Origin of the sequence: Streptomyces sp. NPDC004732 (genome assembly GCF_040609235.1) — a bacterium.
Classification (GTDB): Bacteria; Actinomycetota; Actinomycetes; order Streptomycetales; family Streptomycetaceae; genus Streptomyces.
The window spans coordinates 84,392-101,065 of record NZ_JBEXJR010000007.1 but is presented as its reverse complement, the minus strand read 5'-3'; the positions used below and the strand labels follow the sequence as shown (position 1 = coordinate 101,065).

Sequence of the window (16,674 nt, the reverse complement as noted above, 5' to 3'; positions counted from 1 at the left end):
CCAGCACCAGCACCAGTGAACGCGCTCCTTCGCCCCGCCTGGCCCCGCGCCCGCCCCGCACCACCTGGCCCCGCCCCGTCGCCCCGTCACACCACGCGATGGCTGCTAGGAAAGTTCCCCGGCAGCCGCTCGCCCGCAGGCCCCTGCGTGACGGCACGGACCAGCAGCTCGCCGCCCACGAACGCGCCACGCCAGGACGCGCCGAACCCTCCGAAGAGCTCCTCGCGGTCGCCGCGCGAGCGTGGCTTGCCCCGGCCTGTCTTGAAGGCACGGATCTGGGGCGCAAGGCGTTCGTACGTGGCCGGGTCGTCGGTGGAGAGCGTCGCGACGAGCGCACCGTTCGACGCGTTCATGGCGGCGAGGAGCTCCGCCTCGGTGTCGACGAGGACGATCGTGTCGACGGGGCCGAACGGCTCCGCGTGGTGCAGGGGTGAGGACGGTGGCGGGTTGAGGAGCGTGACCGGGTGGAGGTACGCGTCCGTGTCCTGGCCCGGCAGGAAACGTCCCGTGTTCTCGGCGCCGCGGTACAGCGGGACGGCACCCCGGTCCACGGCTTCGGAGACCTGGTCGGCGAGTTCCTTGGCCTTGGCAGCGTTGATCAACGGTCCGAAGTCGAGGTCGGGGAACGGGTCCTCGGGGTGTGCGACCGCGAGCGGGTGTCCGACGCGGACGGTGCGGACCGCCGGTAGGTAGGCGGCGAGGAATTCGTCGAAGAGGTCACGCTGGACGACGAAGCGCGGGTACGCGGTGCAGCGCTGTTTGCCGTAGTCGAAGAGCTTGGGGACGTGCGCGGCGAGCGCGTCCCAGTCGCTGTGGTTCCAGATGCCCCAGGTGTTCAGTCCTTCCTGTTCGAGGATGTGCCGCTTGCCGAGGTCGGCGACGGCCGTGGCCACGGCGGCGCCCGTGTCGCGGCCGCCGACGAAGGAGACGCAGCCGATCTCGGGTGCGCGCACCAGTGGTTCGGACAGCTCGCGGCCGCTGCCGCTGACGAGGGTGACGGGCAGTCCTTCGCGGGCGGCGAGGGCACAGGCGAGGGTCAGGCAGGCGACGCCGCCGTCGGTCGGGGTCTTGGCGATGACCGCGTTTCCTGCCAATGCCTGTATCAGCATGGTGTGAACGAGCACGCTCATCGGATAGTTCCAGCTCGCGATGTTGGAGACGGGGCCGTCGAGCGGGGCCCTGCCGTCGAGCATCGCGTCGATGCCGTCGACGTACCAACGCACGCCGTCGACGGCCCGGTCGACATCGGTCTGCGCGAGCCGCCAGGGCTTGCCGATCTCCCAGACGAGGAGCAGCGCGAGCAACTCCCGGTGCCGGGCGAGGGAGTCGAGGGTGGCGGCGATGCGTGCGCGGCGTTCGGGCAGCGGGGTGTGCCGCCAAGCGCGGTGCTGGTCGAGTGCGGCGCGTACGGCTCGGCGGGCGGTGTAGGAATCGAGCCGGGGCGGGCCCGCGATGGGGGTGCCGTCGACGGGGCTCGTCGCGGGCAGAGGTCGGCCGTCCGCCTGCCAGGTGCCGTTCCACAGGTTCAGCACGCAGCCGTCGCGGAAGGCCTCGGGCGCGGCGGCGAGGCAGCGCTGCCAGGTGTCGGACCAGGCGGTTCCGGACTTGAGGGTCTTGACGTCTCGGTGGGTGCTTCGGGGTGTCATCCGGTTGTCTCCGCTCACGGTGCACGGTCGGGGCGGGAGGGACATCACAGGGCGTCACAGAGTTCGCGGGAGATCACGGGAGATCGCGAAAGGTCGCGGGAGATCGCGGGAGATCGCGGGAGTTCGTCTCGTCGTGGGAGACGGAGAGAGGTCACAGCAGGTCGAGCACCAGTCGTGCGGTCTCGGTCGGGGTGTCGCCGACCCGCACGCCGACGGCCTCGAGCGCCGCCTTCTTGGCGTGTGCGGTGCCCGACGAGCCGGAGACGATCGCTCCGGCGTGGCCCATGGTCTTGCCTTCGGGAGCGGTGAATCCGGCGATGTAGGCGACGACGGGCTTGGTGACGGAGGCCTTGATGTATGCGGCCGCGCGTTCCTCGGCGTCGCCGCCGATCTCGCCGATGAGGACGATGAGTTCGGTTTCGGGGTCGTCCTGGAAGGCGTCGAGGCAGTCGATGTGTGTGGTGCCCACGACGGGGTCGCCACCGATGCCGACGCACGTCGAGAAGCCGATGTCGCGGAGCTCGTACATGAGCTGGTAGGTGAGGGTGCCGGACTTCGAGACGAGGCCGATGCGGCCCGGCTTGGTGATGTCGGCGGGGATGATGCCCGCGTTGGACTGCCCGGGGGTGATCAGCCCTGGGCAGTTGGGGCCGATGACACGGGTGCCGCGCTCCTTCGCGTACGAGAGGAAGGCGACGGAGTCGTGGACGGGGACGCCCTCCGTGATGACGACGGCGAGGTCGATTCCGGCGTCGGCTGCTTCGATGACGGCGGCCTTGGTGAAGGCGGGCGGCACGAAGACGACCGTGGTGTCGGCGCCCGTGGCGGCCATCGCGTCGCCGACCGATCCGAAGACGGGGACGGCGCGTTCGTCGAAATCGACGGTGCGGCCCGCCTTGCGGGGGTTGACGCCGCCGACGATGTCCGTGCCCGCGGCGAGCATGCGACGGGTGTGCTGCATGCCGACGGCGCCGGTCATACCTTGGACGAGGACCTTGCTCTCCTTGGTGAGGTGGATCGCCATGTCCGTGCTCCTTACCGCGCGTTGGCGAGGTCGGCGGCCCGGCGGGCCGCGTCGTCCATCGTGGTGGCCTGCTGCACGAGGGGGTGGGCGCGGCCGTCGAGGATCGCGCGGCCGCGGGCGGCGTTGTTGCCGTCCAGGCGGACGACCAGGGGCTTGGTCAATCGGACCGTCTCCAGGGCCTGGACGATGCCGTCGGCCACGGCGTCACAGGCGGTGATGCCGCCGAAGACGTTCACGAAGACGGACCTGACGGAGGAGTCGGAGAGGATGACGGTGAGGCCGTCCGCCATGACCTCGGCTGAGGCGCCGCCTCCGATGTCGAGGAAGTTGGCGGGGCGGGCGCCGCAGCCTGCGACGACGTCGAGCGTCGACATGACGAGTCCGGCGCCGTTGCCGATGATGCCGACCTCGCCGTCGAGCTTCACGTAGTTGAGGCCCTTGGCCGCGGCGGTCGCTTCCAGTTCCTGGTCGTACGTCTCGGGCTGTGCGCCCCACCGCGTCTGACGGAAGCGGGCGTTGTCGTCGAGCGTGATCTTCCCGTCGAGGGCGAGGATGTCGCCGCCGTCCGTGCGGACGAGCGGGTTGACCTCTACGAGGAGGGCGTCCTCGTGGATCAGAACGCGCCAGAGTTTGACCAAGGTGTCGGCTGTTTCGGGTGGGAGGCCCGCGGCGGCCGCGATGTCGGCGGCCTTCTCCTGTGTCACCCCTTCCGCGGGGGCGATCGGGATGCGTGCCACCGCTTCGGGGCGGCCCGCCGCCACCTCCTCGATCTCGGTGCCGCCTTCGGCCGAGGCGATCGCGAGGAAGCGTCCGGCGGCCCGGTCCAGTACATAGGAGACGTAGAACTCTGCCGCGATGTCGACGGGGTGAGCCACCATCACGGCGCGCACGGTGTGGCCCTTGATGTCCATGCCGAGGATCTGGCGTGCGGTGATCTCCGTCGCCGCGGGGTCCGCGGCGAGCTTCACCCCGCCCGCCTTGCCTCGCCCTCCGGTCTTGACCTGGGCCTTGACGACGACGCGGCCGTCGAGGCGTTCCGCGGCAGCCCGTGCCTCCTTGGCCGTGTGGGCGACCTCGGCACGCGGCACCAAGATGCCGTGGTCTGCGAAGAGTTGCCTTGCCTGGTGCTCGAAAAGATCCATTTCGGCTCCTGACCGCTGCGTCCGACCGGGGGTGTCCCCCGGCGGCTAAAAATGGCGCACGCCCCCTGGACACCACTCACGGGATGCGGGATAACAAGCTTCATACAGTATTCGTCGACTGTATGCAATCTATCGCGAGGGCGCCCCCGAACGCGTGTGAGCGCACTCCAACTCCCCTACGAAGGGACAGGACTTCGCCATGCCCGACGACTCCAGCCAGAACGAAATCTCCGGTGGACACCTGGTCGCCAAAGCACTCAAAGCGGAAGGCGTGGAGGTCATCTACACCCTCTGCGGCGGCCACATCATCGACATCTATGACGGCTGCGTCGACGAGGGCATCGACGTCGTCGACGTGCGGCACGAGCAGGTCGCGGCCCACGCGGCCGACGGCTATGCACGCGTCACGGGCAAGCCCGGCTGTGCGGTGGTCACGGCGGGCCCCGGCACGACCGACGCCGTCACCGGCGTGGCGAACGCCTTTCGCGCGGAGTCCCCCATGCTGCTGATCGGCGGCCAAGGCGCGCACACACAGCACAAGATGGGGTCCCTCCAGGACCTCCCACACGTCGACATGATGACGCCGATCACGAAGTTCGCCGCCACGGTGCCGGACACCGCACGCGCGGCCGACATGGTGTCCATGGCGTTCCGCGAGTGCTACCACGGCGCCCCCGGCCCGTCCTTCCTGGAGATCCCCCGCGACGTCCTCGACGCCAAGGTCCCTGCCGACAGGGCCCGCGTCCCCAAGGCCGGGCACTACCGCGCCTCCACCCGTTCGCCCGGTGACCCCGAGGCCGTCGAGAAACTCGCCGACCTTCTCGTGCACGCGGAGAAGCCCGCCATCCTGCTCGGCAGCCAGGTGTGGACGACCCGGGGCACCGAGGCGGCCGTCGAACTCGTACGCGCCCTCAACGTGCCCGCCTACATGAACGGGGCAGGCCGCGGCACACTGCCGCCGGGAGACCCGCACCACTTCCAGCTCTCCCGGCGCTACGCCTTCTCCAACGCCGACCTCATCGTCATCGTGGGCACGCCCTTCGACTTCCGCATGGGATACGGAAAGCGGCTGTCCCCGGATGCCACCGTCGTCCAGATCGACCTCGACTACCGCACCGTCGGCAAGAACAGGGACGTCGACCTCGGCATCGTCGGGGACGCCGGCCTGATCCTGAAGTCGGTCACCGAAGCCGCGTCCGGACGCGTCAACGGCGGAGCCTCCCGCCGCAAAGAATGGATCGACGAACTCCGCGCCGCCGAGCAGACCGCCGTCGAGAAGCGCCTGCCGCACCTGAAGTCCGACGCCTCGCCCATCCACCCGTACCGCCTGGTGAGCGAAATCAACGACTTCCTCACAGAAGACTCGCTCTACATCGGCGACGGCGGCGACATCGTGACCTTCTCCGGTCAGGTCGTCCAGCCCAAGTCGCCCGGCCATTGGATGGACCCCGGCCCGCTCGGCACCCTCGGTGTCGGCATCCCCTTCGTACTCGCCGCCAAGCAGGCCAGGCCCGAGAAGGACGTGGTGGCGCTCTTCGGAGACGGCGCCTTCAGTCTCACCGGCTGGGACTTCGAAACCCTCGTGCGCTACGACCTCCCCTTCGTCGGCGTCATCGGCAACAACTCCTCGATGAACCAGATCCGTTACGGCCAGCAGGCCAAGTACGGAAAGGAGCGCGAGCGCGTCGGCAACACCCTCGGCGATGTCCCCTACGACAAGTTCGCCCAGATGCTCGGCGGCCACGGCGAAGAGGTCCGCGACTCCGCCGACATAGGCCCGGCCCTGCGCCGCGCCCGCGAGTCCGGCAAACCCTCGCTCATCAACGTATGGGTCGACCCGGACGCCTACGCCCCCGGAACCATGAACCAGACCATGTACAAGTGAGGAGCCCTGACGGCCATGACCAAGGCTCTCGAAGGCATTCGCGTCCTCGACATGACACACGTCCAGTCCGGCCCCTCCGCCACCCAGCTGCTCGCCTGGCTCGGCGCGGACGTGGTGAAGCTGGAAGCGCCCTCCGGGGACATCACGCGCAAGCAGCTGCGTGACCTCCCCGGCGTCGACTCCCTGTACTTCACGATGCTCAACTGCAACAAGAAGAGCATCACCCTCAACACCAAGACCGAGCGAGGCAAGGAGCTCCTGACGGAGCTGATCCGACGGTCCGACGTGATGGTGGAGAACTTCGGCCCCGGTGCCGTGGACCGGATGGGCTTCACCTGGGACCGCATCCAGGAGATCAACCCGCGCATCGTCTACGCCTCGATCAAAGGCTTCGGAGAAGGCCCTTACACCAACTTCAAGGCCTACGAAGTAGTCGCCCAGGCCATGGGCGGCTCCATGTCGACCACCGGCTTCGAGGAGGGCCCACCGCTCGCCACGGGCGCCCAGATCGGCGACTCCGGGACCGGCATCCACGCCGTCGCGGCGATTCTCGCCGCCCTCTTCCAGAGGGAGAACACCGGTCGCGGCCAGCGCGTGAATGTGGCGATGCAGCACGCCGTGCTGAACCTGTGCCGGGTCAAACTGCGCGATCAGCAGCGGCTCGCCCACGGACCGCTCGCGGAGTACCCGAACGAGGACTTCGGAGACGAGGTCCCGCGCTCCGGGAACGCCTCCGGCGGCGGACAGCCCGGGTGGGCCGTCAAGTGCGCTCCCGGCGGCCCGAACGACTACGTGTACGTCATCGTGCAGCCCGTGGGCTGGCAGCCGCTCACCGAGCTCATCGGGCGTCCCGAGCTGGCCGAGGACCCCGACTGGGCGACTCCGGAGGCGCGGCTCCCGAAGCTCGGCAAGATGTTCCAGCTCATCGAGGAGTGGTCCTCGACCCTGCCCAAGTGGGACGTACTGGAGCGGCTCAACGCGCACAACATTCCCTGCGGCCCGATTCTCTCCACCAAGGAGATCATCGAGGACGCCTCACTGGTCGCCAACGAGATGGTCGTCGAGGTCGCGCACCCCGAGCGGGGCACCTTCACCACGGTCGGCTCCCCGCTGAAGCTCTCCGACTCCCCCGTGGACGTGCACAGCTCGCCACTGCTGGGCGAGCACAACGAACAGGTGTACATCGGCGAGCTCGGCCTCGGCGACGAGGAAGTCCGGCTGCTCAAGTCGAACGGGGTGATCTGAGTGATGGCCGAAGACCGCCTGCTGAGGGTGCGCGCGCTCCTAGACGCGGTGCGCGCCGAAGGACGTACGTCGCTGACCGCCCCCGAGGGCAAGGTGATCGCGGACGCCTACGGGATCGCCGTACCGGGCGAGGAGCTGGCGACCGACGTGGACCAGGCCGTGGCGCACGCCTCCCACTTCGACGGTCCCGTCGTCATGAAGATCGTCTCCCCGGACATCCTGCACAAGACCGACGCGGGCGGCGTGGTGGTCGGTGTGGAAGGCGCCGCCGATGTCCGGGCCGCCTTCCACCGCATCGTCGAGAACGCCCGCGCGTACGCACCTCAGGCCCGTATCGAGGGCGTCCAGGTACAGGAGCTGCTGCCGGGCGGTCCATCGGCCCAGGAGGTCATCGTGGGGGCGGTGACCGACCCGACCTTCGGGAAGATCGTCGCCTTCGGGCTCGGCGGAGTGCTCGTGGAGGTGCTCAAGGACGTCACCTTCCGTCTGGCGCCCGTGGACGCCGACGAGGCGGTCTCCATGCTCGACTCGATCCGGGCGGCGGAGATCCTGCGCGGAGTGCGCGGTGCGCAGCCGGTGGACCGGTGGGCCCTCGCCGAGCAGATCCGCCGGGTCTCCCAACTGGTCACCGACTTCCCGGAGATCGCCGAGGTCGACCTCAACCCGGTCATCGCCACACCGCACGGCGCGCTCGCGGCGGATGTCCGCATCATCCTCTCCGAAGGAGCGCCCAAGGCACGGCGCACCTACACGCGCGCGGAGATGCTCGCCTCCATGCGCCGACTCATGCGGCCCCGCTCCGTAGCGGTCATCGGCGCCTCCAACGAGGCGGGGAAGATCGGCAATTCGGTGATGCGCAACCTCATCGACGGCGGCTTCTCCGGAGAGATCCATCCGGTGAATCCCAGAGCCGATGACATCTTGGGCCGCAAGGCGTACAAGAGTGTCACGGACGTTCCGGGCGAGGTGGATGTGGCGATCTTCGCGATCCCCGCCAAGTTCGTCGCGTCAGCCCTGGAGGAGGTCGGCCGCAAGGGCGTACCCAATGCGGTCCTGATCCCGTCCGGCTTCGCGGAGACGGGCGAGCACGCCCTCCAGGACGAGATCGTGGCCATAGGCGAACGGCACGGCGTGCGGCTCCTCGGCCCCAACATCTACGGCTACTACTCGACGTGGCAGGACCTGTGCGCCACGTTCTGCACCCCGTACGACGTGAAGGGCCCGGTGGCGCTGACGAGCCAGTCGGGCGGCATCGGCATGGCGATCCTCGGTTTCGCACGGACCACGAAGACAGGGGTTTCGGCGATCGTCGGGCTCGGCAACAAGTCCGACCTGGACGAGGACGACCTCCTCACGTGGTTCGGCGAGGACCCCCAAACGCAGTGCATCGCCATGCACCTGGAGGACCTCAAGGACGGCCGCGCCTTCGTGGAGGCCGCCCGCGCGACCGTCCCGAAGAAGCCGGTAGTGGTCCTCAAAGCAGGGCGCACGGCGGCGGGTGCCAAGGCCGCCGGGTCGCACACGGGCGCGCTCGCCGGAGATGACGCCGTGTACGACGACATCCTCAAGCAGGCGGGTGTCATCCGGGCACCGGGGCTCAACGAAATGCTCGAGTACGCGCGCGCGTTGCCGGTCCTGCCCACCCCGAAGGGCGACGACATCGTCATCATCACCGGCGCGGGCGGCTCGGGCGTGCTGCTCTCCGACGCGGTGACCGACAACGGCCTGCGGCTGATGGACATCCCGGAGGACCTGGACGCGGCCTTCAAGGCGTTCATCCCGCCCTTCGGGGCCGCGGGGAACCCCGTGGACATCACGGGCGGCGAGCCGCCGTCGACGTACGAGGCGACGATCAGGCTCGGTCTGGAGGACCCGCGCATCCACGCCCTCGTGCTCGGCTACTGGCACACCATCGTGACCCCTCCCATGGTCTTCGCCGAACTGACGGCCCGCGTGGTGGCGGAGTTCCGTGCGCGCGGCATCGAGAAGCCCGTGGTGGCATCGCTGGCGGGCGACGTCGAGGTGGAGGAGGCCTGCCAGTACCTCTTCGAGCGAGGAGTCGTGGCGTACCCGTACACGACCGAGAAGCCGGTCGCCGCGCTCGGCGCCAAGTACCGGTGGGCACGGGCGGCCGGGCTGTTGGGGGGCGGTCGATGAGGTGAACGGTTCGGGGCCGGCCGGCGGTGCGCGACGGCCGGTCCCGGGACCCGTGCGCACACGGAAGGGACGGGACAGGGGGCGCTGGCCAGGATCTTTCCGACGCAAGGGGTGCTGAGCGAGATGACGACCACCGACATACGAACGACCGTCCCCTACCGGGAGGTGAGGGACGTCAACGGCCGGATGTACCGCGTCGGCGAGACCGACATCGACATCATGGGCCGCAAGCGCAAGTGGATGGTCATCCTGCCGTGGGTGGGCATGATGGGCATCAGCTCGGCCGAGTACGCGTTCGCCTCCGCCGAGGACACCCTGCACACCGCGCACCAGTGGAGCAGCCTGCACATCTTCTGGATGCTTGGCGTCTGGGTCTTCTTCCAGGCGGCGGTGGCCTTTCCGGCGGGCAAGCTCCGGGAGAGCGGAAAGCTCCCGGCACGCTGGGCGATGATGCTCGGTGCGCTCGGCACACTCCTGGGATATCTGTCGCTCGCTTTCGCCCCGCACGTGGTCGTCGCCTACCTCGGTTTCGGCATGTTCAGCGGTATGGGTGCCGGCATGGTCTACGCGACGTGCGTGAACATGGTCGGCAAGTGGTATCCGGAGAGGAAGGGCGGCAAGACCGGATTCGTCAACGGCGGATTCGCCTACGGATCGGTGCCGTTCGTCTTTCTCTTCACCGGCTATATGGACCTGTCGAACTTCCGCTGGGTCCTGGTCTCGGCGGGCATTCTCCTCGCCAAGATGGTCGCGTCCGCGGGCCATTTCTTCCAGGACCCCCCGAAGAACTGGTGGCCCGCGGATGTGGACCCGCTGCGCCCGCCGGACGACCCACGGGCACGGCGCGCCCTGCGCATGAACCCGCCCGCCGTCCGGCAGTACACCCCCAGGGAGGCGTGGCAGACCGGCCGGGTGGCGCTGATGTGGTTCTGCCTGCTGTGCACATCGGGCGTGAACATCTTCGGAATCGCATTCCAGGTGGACATCGGCGAGGAGGCCGGTTTCGCAGGCGGAATCGTCGCCACGGCGATGTCACTGAAAGCCGTCGTCAACGGCACGGGCCGCGGTGTCATCGGCTGGCTCTCGGACCGCTACGGACGGAAACGCTGCCTGATCTTCGTCTGCATCGTCCTCGGCCTGGCGCAGTACGGCATCCTGTGGGCCGCCGAAATCCAGAACCTCCCGCTCTTCCTGATCTTCTCCAGCATCTCCGGCTTCGGCGGCGGCGCCATCTTCCCGATGTTCGCGGCCATGACGGCGGACTACTTCGGCGAGAACAACAACGCCTCCAACTACGGCCTGGTCTACAGCTCGAAGCTCGTTTCCGGACTCCTTGGCTCCGGCATGGGGGCCGTGGTGGTCAGCCACTGGGGCCACACCGGCGCATTCACCCTGGCCGGCTCGATATCCCTGTTCGCCGGATTCATCGCACTCTTCCTGTCGCAACCCGGCAGGCCGAATTCCAAGAACATCAGCCCCAATCCGCAACCTCTCGGTGAGGAGATGGCTTGACATGACGGCGGAGCCCATCGCCGGACCCAACGCGTCGGCCGATCACGACGCGCCGTACAGAGAGCTCAAGGACGCGCGCGGGCGCGTCTACCGCATCGGCGAGAGCGACCGGGAGATCCTCGGCCGCCCCCGCTGGACGATGGTGGCGCTGCCCTGGGTGGCCATGCTCGCCATCAGCGTCTTCGAGTACGCCTTCGGAGCGGCCGAGGACACCCTGTCCGCCGCGCACCACTGGACGTCGTCGAACACGTTCTGGGTGCTCAGCGTCTGGATCTTCTTCCAGGCCGGGGTCTCCTTCCCTGCGGGCAAGCTGCGCGAGAAGGGCATCCTGACCAGCAGGGCGGCCATGCTGACGGGCTCGGTCCTGTCGCTGCTCGGCTTCGTCAGCCTCAGCCACGCCCCTAACGTGGCAGCCGCCATGGTCGGCTTCGGCCTGCTCGGCGGCGTCGGGTCCGGGCTGATCTACTCGACCTGCGTGAACATGGTCGGCAAGTGGTATCCCGAGCGACGCGGCGGCAAGACAGGCTTCGTCAACGGCGGATTCGCCTACGGAGCGGTGCCGTTCATCTTCCTGTTCTCGTACGGCTTCGACACGTCCAACTACCGCACCGTGCTGGACCTCGTCGGCTTCTACGTGCTCGCCGTGACGCTGGTGGCGGGGCTGTTCTTCAAGGATCCGCCGAAGAACTGGTGGCCTGCCGAGGTGGACCCGCTGCGGCGCGGCGGCGACCCCCGCACCGCGATGGCCCTGGCCAAGAACCCACCCGCTGTCCGGCAGTTCACTCCCGGAGAGGCGCTGCACACCGGCGTGATCCCCCTGATGTGGGTGTGCATGCTCTGCTGCGCCGGAGTGTCCATCTTCGGGATCTCCTTCCAGGTTCCCTTCGCGAAGGAGATGGGCTTCGGGCCACTCATCGCGGCATCGTCGATGGGCGTCATGTCGGTGATCAACGGAACGGGCCGCGGGGTGGTCGGCTGGCTTTCGGACCGTCTGGGCAGGCAACCGACCCTGACGTACGTCTGTCTGGTGCTCGCGGTGGCGCAGTTCGGCGTGCTGTGGGCCGGCGAAATCGGCAACCAGCCCCTGTTCCTCGTCTTCGCCTTCCTCTCCGGCTTCGCGGGCGGCGCGTTCTATCCCCTGTTCGCGGCCCTGGTACCGGACTACTTCGGAGAGAACAACAACGCCTCCAACTACGGCATGGTGTACAGCGCGAAGCTCGTGTCCGGGCTGTTCGGCGGCGGTTTGGGCGCGATGGTCGTGGACTCCTGGGGGTACATCGGCGCCTATGTGACCGCAGGTGTCGTGTCGCTGATCGCGGCAGGCCTCTCCTTGCTGCTGCGGCAGCCGGAAGCACCACGCGTGCGTGGAGTTCTGGTCTAGCGGCCCCCGACCGCTAGTGGATGGGCCCTCCCGCTTCCGGGCAGGAGGGCCCATCCACGCCGTCATGCGATCAGTCGCCGCAACGGCCGGAGCGCAGCGAGTGCAGGTGCTCGCTGGACTTGCGGGCGAAGGCATACGACTCGACCGGGTTGTCGTGCTCGGTCTGCCAGTGGTGGTACCGCCGGCCCTGGTGGGTGCGTGCGGTCACCTTCGACAGGAACTTCTTGTAGTCGATGTCGCCGTCACCGACATCCGTCATGCGATAGCCGTCGCGGGTGCTCTCGTCGCGGATGCCGTCCTTGACGTGGAACAGGGGATAGCGGTGGGGCTGCTTCAGTACGTAGTCGAGCGGGTGGAAGGGGGCCGGGGTGCCGTCGACCCGCTTGCCGAAGCGGAACTGGGCGCTGAACGCCCAGTAGATGTCCATCTCCAGGTAGACGAAGTCGGGGTCGGTCTCGGCAAGGAGCACGTCGTAGAGGCGGACCTTCGGTTTGTCGGTGGCGAAGGAGAACTCCTCGGCGTGGTTGTGCTGGTAGAACTTCATGCCGCGCTTGCGGGCCGCTTCGCCGTACGTGTTGAAGTCCTCCGCCGCACGCTTCCAGGCGTCGACCGTGGTGCCGTAGCGGAAGGGGCCCGAGGCGGTGCCGATGTGCTTCAGGCCGAGGGCCTCCGCCTCGTCCAGGACCTTGGTGAGGTTCTGCGCGAAGGTGTACGCGTTGGGATTGTTGTCGTCGTAATAGCCGACGTGGGACCCGATGGGATTCAGGCCGTGGTCGCGGGCCAGCGCCTTGAGCTGGGCGAGGGTGATGGCGCCCGCCGAGCCCTGGGTGTATCCGGCGAATTCGATCTCGTCGTATCCGTATTGTTCCAACTCGGCGAAGACGGGCGCGAATCCGACGGTGGAGACCTTGTCGCGCAGGCTGTAGAGCTGGATGCCGAGGCGCCCCGGCGGCAGGACGAGATGGCCGTGCCCCTTGCCTGCGGCCGCTGAGGCGGTCGGGGCTGCCGAGGCAGTGGGGGCGGCTGCCCCGACGAGCGCCGCGGCAGTGGCTCCGGCAGCCACACCGAGCGCGCCGCGTCGGCTGAGTCTGCGGGCGAGTTCAGGATCGGTGGAGGTCGGCTTGCGGCTCATGCGGTTCTCCTCGTGGGCATCAGGGGCGCGTCAGGGATGGGTTCGAAGAACGGATCAGGGATCACTGAGGGTCGGGCCCTGATGCCAGGGCCCGAGCTGTCTGGTTCAGTGGAGATCAAGCAGATTCAGCGACGCGGGTCGGTGGACATCACCGCAGACCCGCGAGGTCGAGCAGGAGCGATTTCACATCGGTGGCCGCGACGCGGCCGCTGACGGCGCGGGGGGTGGAGCACAGAATGAGCGGACTTTCGTCCTCGCTCGTGGGCAGGCGGCCATGGCTGCCGCGAATAGGTGACGGATCCAGGGGCACGACCGCCATGCGATAGCGCATGCCGAGCTTCTTCCGGGCCAGCGCGCCCGCGGCCTTGACGCGGACGTACGGGTCCTGGGGGTCCATGAAGAGCTCGACGGGGTCGTAGCCGGGTTTGCGGTGGATCTCGACGAGCTGCGCGAAGTCGGGCGCGCGGGCGTCGTCGAGCCAGTAGTAGTACGTGAACCAGGCGTCCGGCTCCGCGACGGCGACGAGCTCGCCGGAGCGCGGATGGTCCAGATGGTGGTCCTTCTTGCCTTCGTCGTCGAGGAGTTGCTCGATGCCGGGGACGTCCGCGAGGGCGGCGCGGGTGGCTTCGAGGTCTTCCGGGCGGCGGACGTAGATGTGGGCGATCTGGTGGTCGGCGACGGCGAAGGCCCTGGATGCCATCGGGTCGAGGTACTCCATGCCGTCCTGGGTGTGCACCTCCAGCAGACCCGCGCGGCGCAGGACCCGGTTGATGTCGACGGGACGGTTCACCCGGGTGATGCCGTACTCGGACAGCGCGACGACGGTCCTGCCCTCCGCCTTCGCGTCGTCCAGGAGCGGCGCGACGGTCGCGTCCAGCTCGGCGGCCGCGCGGAAGGAGCGCGGGTCGTCGGGGCCGAAGCGCTGCAGGTCGTAATCGAGGTGAGGGAGGTAGCACAGGGCAAGGTCGGGGTGGCGGGTGTCGATGATGTGCCGGGTCGCGTCCACGATCCAGCGGCTGGACACGATGTCGGCGCCGGGACCCCAGAAGTGGAAGAGGGGGAACGTACCGAGTTTCTCGGTGAGTTCGTCGTGGAGGGCCGGGGGCCGGGTGTAGCAGTCGGGCTCTTTGCGGCCGTCGGCGTAGTAGACGGGGCGGGGGGTGATGGTGAAGTCGGTGTCGGCGCCCATGGCGTACCACCAGCAGACGTTGGCCACGGTGTAGCCGGGGTGCGCGCGACGGGCGGCGTCCCACAGCTTGTCGCCGGAGACAAGCCCGTTGTGCTGACGCCACAGGAGTACGTCGCCGAGCTCGCGGAAGTACCAGCCGTTGCCGACGATGCCGTGCTCGGCGGGGGTGGTGCCGGTCAGGAAGGTGGACTGTGCGGCGCAGGTGACGGCGGGCAGGACGGTGCCGAGCGGCGCTCTGGACCCGGCCTGGCCGAGCGCTTTGAGGTGCGGCATGTGGTCGAGAAGGCGCGGGGTGAGGCCGACGACGTCGAGAACCAGCAAGGGGGTCGGGGTCATGGGAGTTCCTTGAGGCCGAGGTCGGTCAGGAGGTCGCGGGCGAGGGAGAGTTCCGCGGCGATGCCCTCGGCGAGCTGGGGGCGGCCGCGCGGACGCAGCGCGGGCGGGAGTGCCTGCCAGGTATAGGTCTCGACCTCGAGATGGCGGGTGAGGGGGACGGGCCCGCCGACGAGCCGGGTCAGGACGTCCTGGAGGACGGGGAGCGTGGAGGTGAGGGGCGCGGCCGGGGCCGCGTGGAGGGGGACGTGGAAGTGGGCGCGCCAGGGGGCGGTGTCGGGCAGCGCGTCGGTGGTGAGTGCTTCGCCGAGGTCGTCCGTGCCGCGCAGACCGGCTCCGGTCAGGGTGCGGGTCTGGTGGAGGAAACGGGGTTCGTCGAAGGCCGCGAGGGCTTCGCGTACCTCGGGGAGGTGGGGGTGTTCGGCGTGGAGCGCGGCGGACAGCTGCGACTTGACGACGGGGACGCCTGCGGCGGCGAGGGCGTCGAGGGCGGTCTGTGGATCTTCGAAGGAGGTGGCGAGGTGACAGGTGTCGACACAGACACCGATGCGGTCGTGGCCGACGGCGGTGAGGGGAGCGATGGCGTCGGCGGTCGTCTCGACGGTGCAGCCGGGCTCAGGTTCGAGGCCGATGCGGATGGAGCGGCCGGTCAGCTCGGCGAGGGCGTCGAGGCGTTGGGCCAGCGCGGTGAGGGCCGTTCGGGCGGTCTCGGCACGCGGGGCGTCGAAGGGGGTGCGCCAGGCGAGCGGAAGGGTGGAGATGGTGCCTTCGATGACGTCGTCGGGGAGCAGCGCGGCGAGCAGCCTGGCCAGGTCGGTGGTGTGACCGAGGCGCTCCGGATCGGTCCAGTCCGGCTTGTACACGCGGTACTTGACCTGTTCCGCGCCGAAGCCTTCATAGGGGAAGCCGTTGAGGGTGACGACTTCCAGGCCACGCCGGTCGAGTTCGGTGCGCAGGCCTCGCAGCGCCGCGGGGTCGGTGATGAGGGCGCTTGCGGCGTCCTTGGCGAGCCACAGACCGATGCCGATGCGGTCCCTGCCGAGCCGTTTGCGCACGGGCTCGCAGTGGTCGCGGAGCTGGGCGAGCACGCCGCCGAGGGTCTCGGCCGGGTGGACGTTGGTGCAGTAGGCGAGGTGGACGGTGGAGCCGTCGGGGTGCCGGAAGCGCATGGGTCACGCCCCGCCGCGCAGGATGGAGTTGCCTTCGTGGGTGGCGGCGTCCGGTTCTCGCACATCGAGCTGGAGGCGGCCGCTGAGCCCGTAGAACGCCACGGGGTTGCGCCACAGCACGAGATCGACGTCGTCCTCGTCATACCCGGAGGCCAGCATGGCGTCGGCGACCTTGCGGGTCTTGAGGGGGTCGCTCCTGCCCCAGTCGGCGGCGGAGTTGATCAGCACCCGGTCGGGCCCGAAGTCGCGCAGGATCGCGACCATCCGTTCCTCGTCCATCTTGGTGTCGGGATAGACGGAGAAGCCGAGCCAGCAGCCGCTGTCCTTGGCCTCCTTGACGGTGGTCTCGTTGAGGTGGTCGATCAGGACGCGGTCCAGGGGCAGGGCGGACTCGCTGATCACGTCGATCGTGCGGCGCAGGCCCGTGAGCTTGTCGCGGTGCGGGGTGTGCACGAGAGCGGGCAGCTCGTGGTCGGCGGCGAGCTGCAGCTGGGTGGCGAGCGCGGCATCCTCGGCCGGGGTCATGGAGTCGTAGCCGATCTCTCCGACGGCGACGACGTTGTCCTTGACGAGATAGCGGGGCAGTTCGTCGAGGACGGGGGTGCAGCGGGGGTCGTTCGCTTCTTTGGGGTTGAGGGCGATCGTGCAGTGGTGGGCAATGCCGTACTGGGCCGCGCGGAAGGGTTCCCAGCCGAGGAGGGAGTCGAAGTAGTCGAAGAAGGAGGTCGGCGAGGTGCGTGGCTGGCCGAGCCAGAAGGCGGGTTCCACGACGGCGCGGACACCGGCGGCGTACATCGCCTGATAGTCGTCGGTGGTGCGGGACGTCATGTGGATGTGGGGGTCGAAGATGCGCATCAGG

The 16,674-nt window shown here is 68.8% G+C and carries 12 protein-coding genes; 5 read left to right on the top strand and 7 right to left on the bottom strand.

What is annotated here, in order from left to right:
- Positions 1-86: 86 nt before the first annotated feature.
- The 3 genes from ABZV77_RS21875 to sucC all read right to left on the bottom strand — a co-directional run bounded on the left by ABZV77_RS21875 (position 87) and on the right by sucC (position 3,812).
- On the bottom strand, positions 87-1,646 hold the full coding sequence (locus ABZV77_RS21875; protein ID WP_356259262.1) for an aldehyde dehydrogenase family protein: 1,560 nt from the start codon (positions 1,644-1,646) through the stop codon (positions 87-89).
- 151 nt (positions 1,647-1,797) lie between these two features.
- On the bottom strand, positions 1,798-2,670 hold the full coding sequence (gene sucD / locus ABZV77_RS21870) for a succinate--CoA ligase subunit alpha (protein ID WP_356259260.1): 873 nt from the start codon (positions 2,668-2,670) through the stop codon (positions 1,798-1,800).
- Positions 2,671-2,681: 11 nt separating this feature from the next.
- On the bottom strand, positions 2,682-3,812 hold the full coding sequence (sucC, locus tag ABZV77_RS21865; RefSeq protein WP_356259257.1) for an ADP-forming succinate--CoA ligase subunit beta: 1,131 nt from the start codon (positions 3,810-3,812) through the stop codon (positions 2,682-2,684).
- A gap of 199 nt (positions 3,813-4,011) precedes the next feature.
- On the opposite strand from sucC, the gene ABZV77_RS21860 reads away from it, so the two are divergent.
- The 5 genes from ABZV77_RS21860 (at position 4,012) to ABZV77_RS21840 (ending at position 11,992) form a co-directional block, all read left to right on the top strand.
- The gene (locus ABZV77_RS21860; protein WP_356259255.1) at positions 4,012-5,697 is read left to right on the top strand and encodes a thiamine pyrophosphate-binding protein; all 1,686 of its coding nucleotides are present in this window, start codon (positions 4,012-4,014) and stop codon (positions 5,695-5,697) included.
- Positions 5,698-5,712: 15 nt separating this feature from the next.
- Entirely contained in the window at positions 5,713-6,942 is a 1,230-nt protein-coding gene (frc, locus tag ABZV77_RS21855; protein ID WP_356259252.1) for a formyl-CoA transferase, read from the top strand.
- A 3-nt stretch (positions 6,943-6,945) separates the two neighbouring features.
- Positions 6,946-9,099 carry an acetate--CoA ligase family protein gene (locus ABZV77_RS21850; RefSeq protein WP_356259250.1) on the top strand — a complete coding sequence of 718 codons (2,154 nt, stop codon included), beginning with the start codon at positions 6,946-6,948 and terminating at the stop codon, positions 9,097-9,099.
- A gap of 123 nt (positions 9,100-9,222) precedes the next feature.
- On the top strand, positions 9,223-10,611 hold the full coding sequence (locus ABZV77_RS21845; RefSeq protein ID WP_356259247.1) for an OFA family MFS transporter: 1,389 nt from the start codon (positions 9,223-9,225) through the stop codon (positions 10,609-10,611).
- Between the two features lies 1 nt (position 10,612).
- Positions 10,613-11,992: an OFA family MFS transporter gene (locus tag ABZV77_RS21840; protein ID WP_356259245.1), complete on the top strand. Its 1,380-nt coding sequence runs from the start codon at positions 10,613-10,615 to the stop codon at positions 11,990-11,992.
- A 70-nt stretch (positions 11,993-12,062) separates the two neighbouring features.
- Here the strand turns inward: ABZV77_RS21840 and ABZV77_RS21835 are convergent, their stop codons facing one another.
- The 4 genes from ABZV77_RS21835 to ABZV77_RS21820 all read right to left on the bottom strand — a co-directional run bounded on the left by ABZV77_RS21835 (position 12,063) and on the right by ABZV77_RS21820 (position 16,670).
- Entirely contained in the window at positions 12,063-13,124 is a 1,062-nt protein-coding gene (locus tag ABZV77_RS21835) for a sugar phosphate isomerase/epimerase (RefSeq protein ID WP_356259242.1), read from the bottom strand.
- A 148-nt stretch (positions 13,125-13,272) separates the two neighbouring features.
- The gene (locus ABZV77_RS21830) at positions 13,273-14,649 is read right to left on the bottom strand and encodes a nucleotide pyrophosphatase/phosphodiesterase family protein (RefSeq protein WP_356259240.1); all 1,377 of its coding nucleotides are present in this window, start codon (positions 14,647-14,649) and stop codon (positions 13,273-13,275) included.
- Positions 14,646-15,815: a metabolite traffic protein EboE gene (eboE, locus tag ABZV77_RS21825; protein ID WP_356259238.1), complete on the bottom strand. Its 1,170-nt coding sequence runs from the start codon at positions 15,813-15,815 to the stop codon at positions 14,646-14,648. Before eboE ends, ABZV77_RS21830 begins: the two co-directional genes overlap by 4 nt.
- Before the next feature lie 3 nt (positions 15,816-15,818).
- The gene (locus ABZV77_RS21820) at positions 15,819-16,670 is read right to left on the bottom strand and encodes a TatD family hydrolase (RefSeq protein ID WP_356259235.1); all 852 of its coding nucleotides are present in this window, start codon (positions 16,668-16,670) and stop codon (positions 15,819-15,821) included.
- Positions 16,671-16,674: the final 4 nt, after the last annotated feature.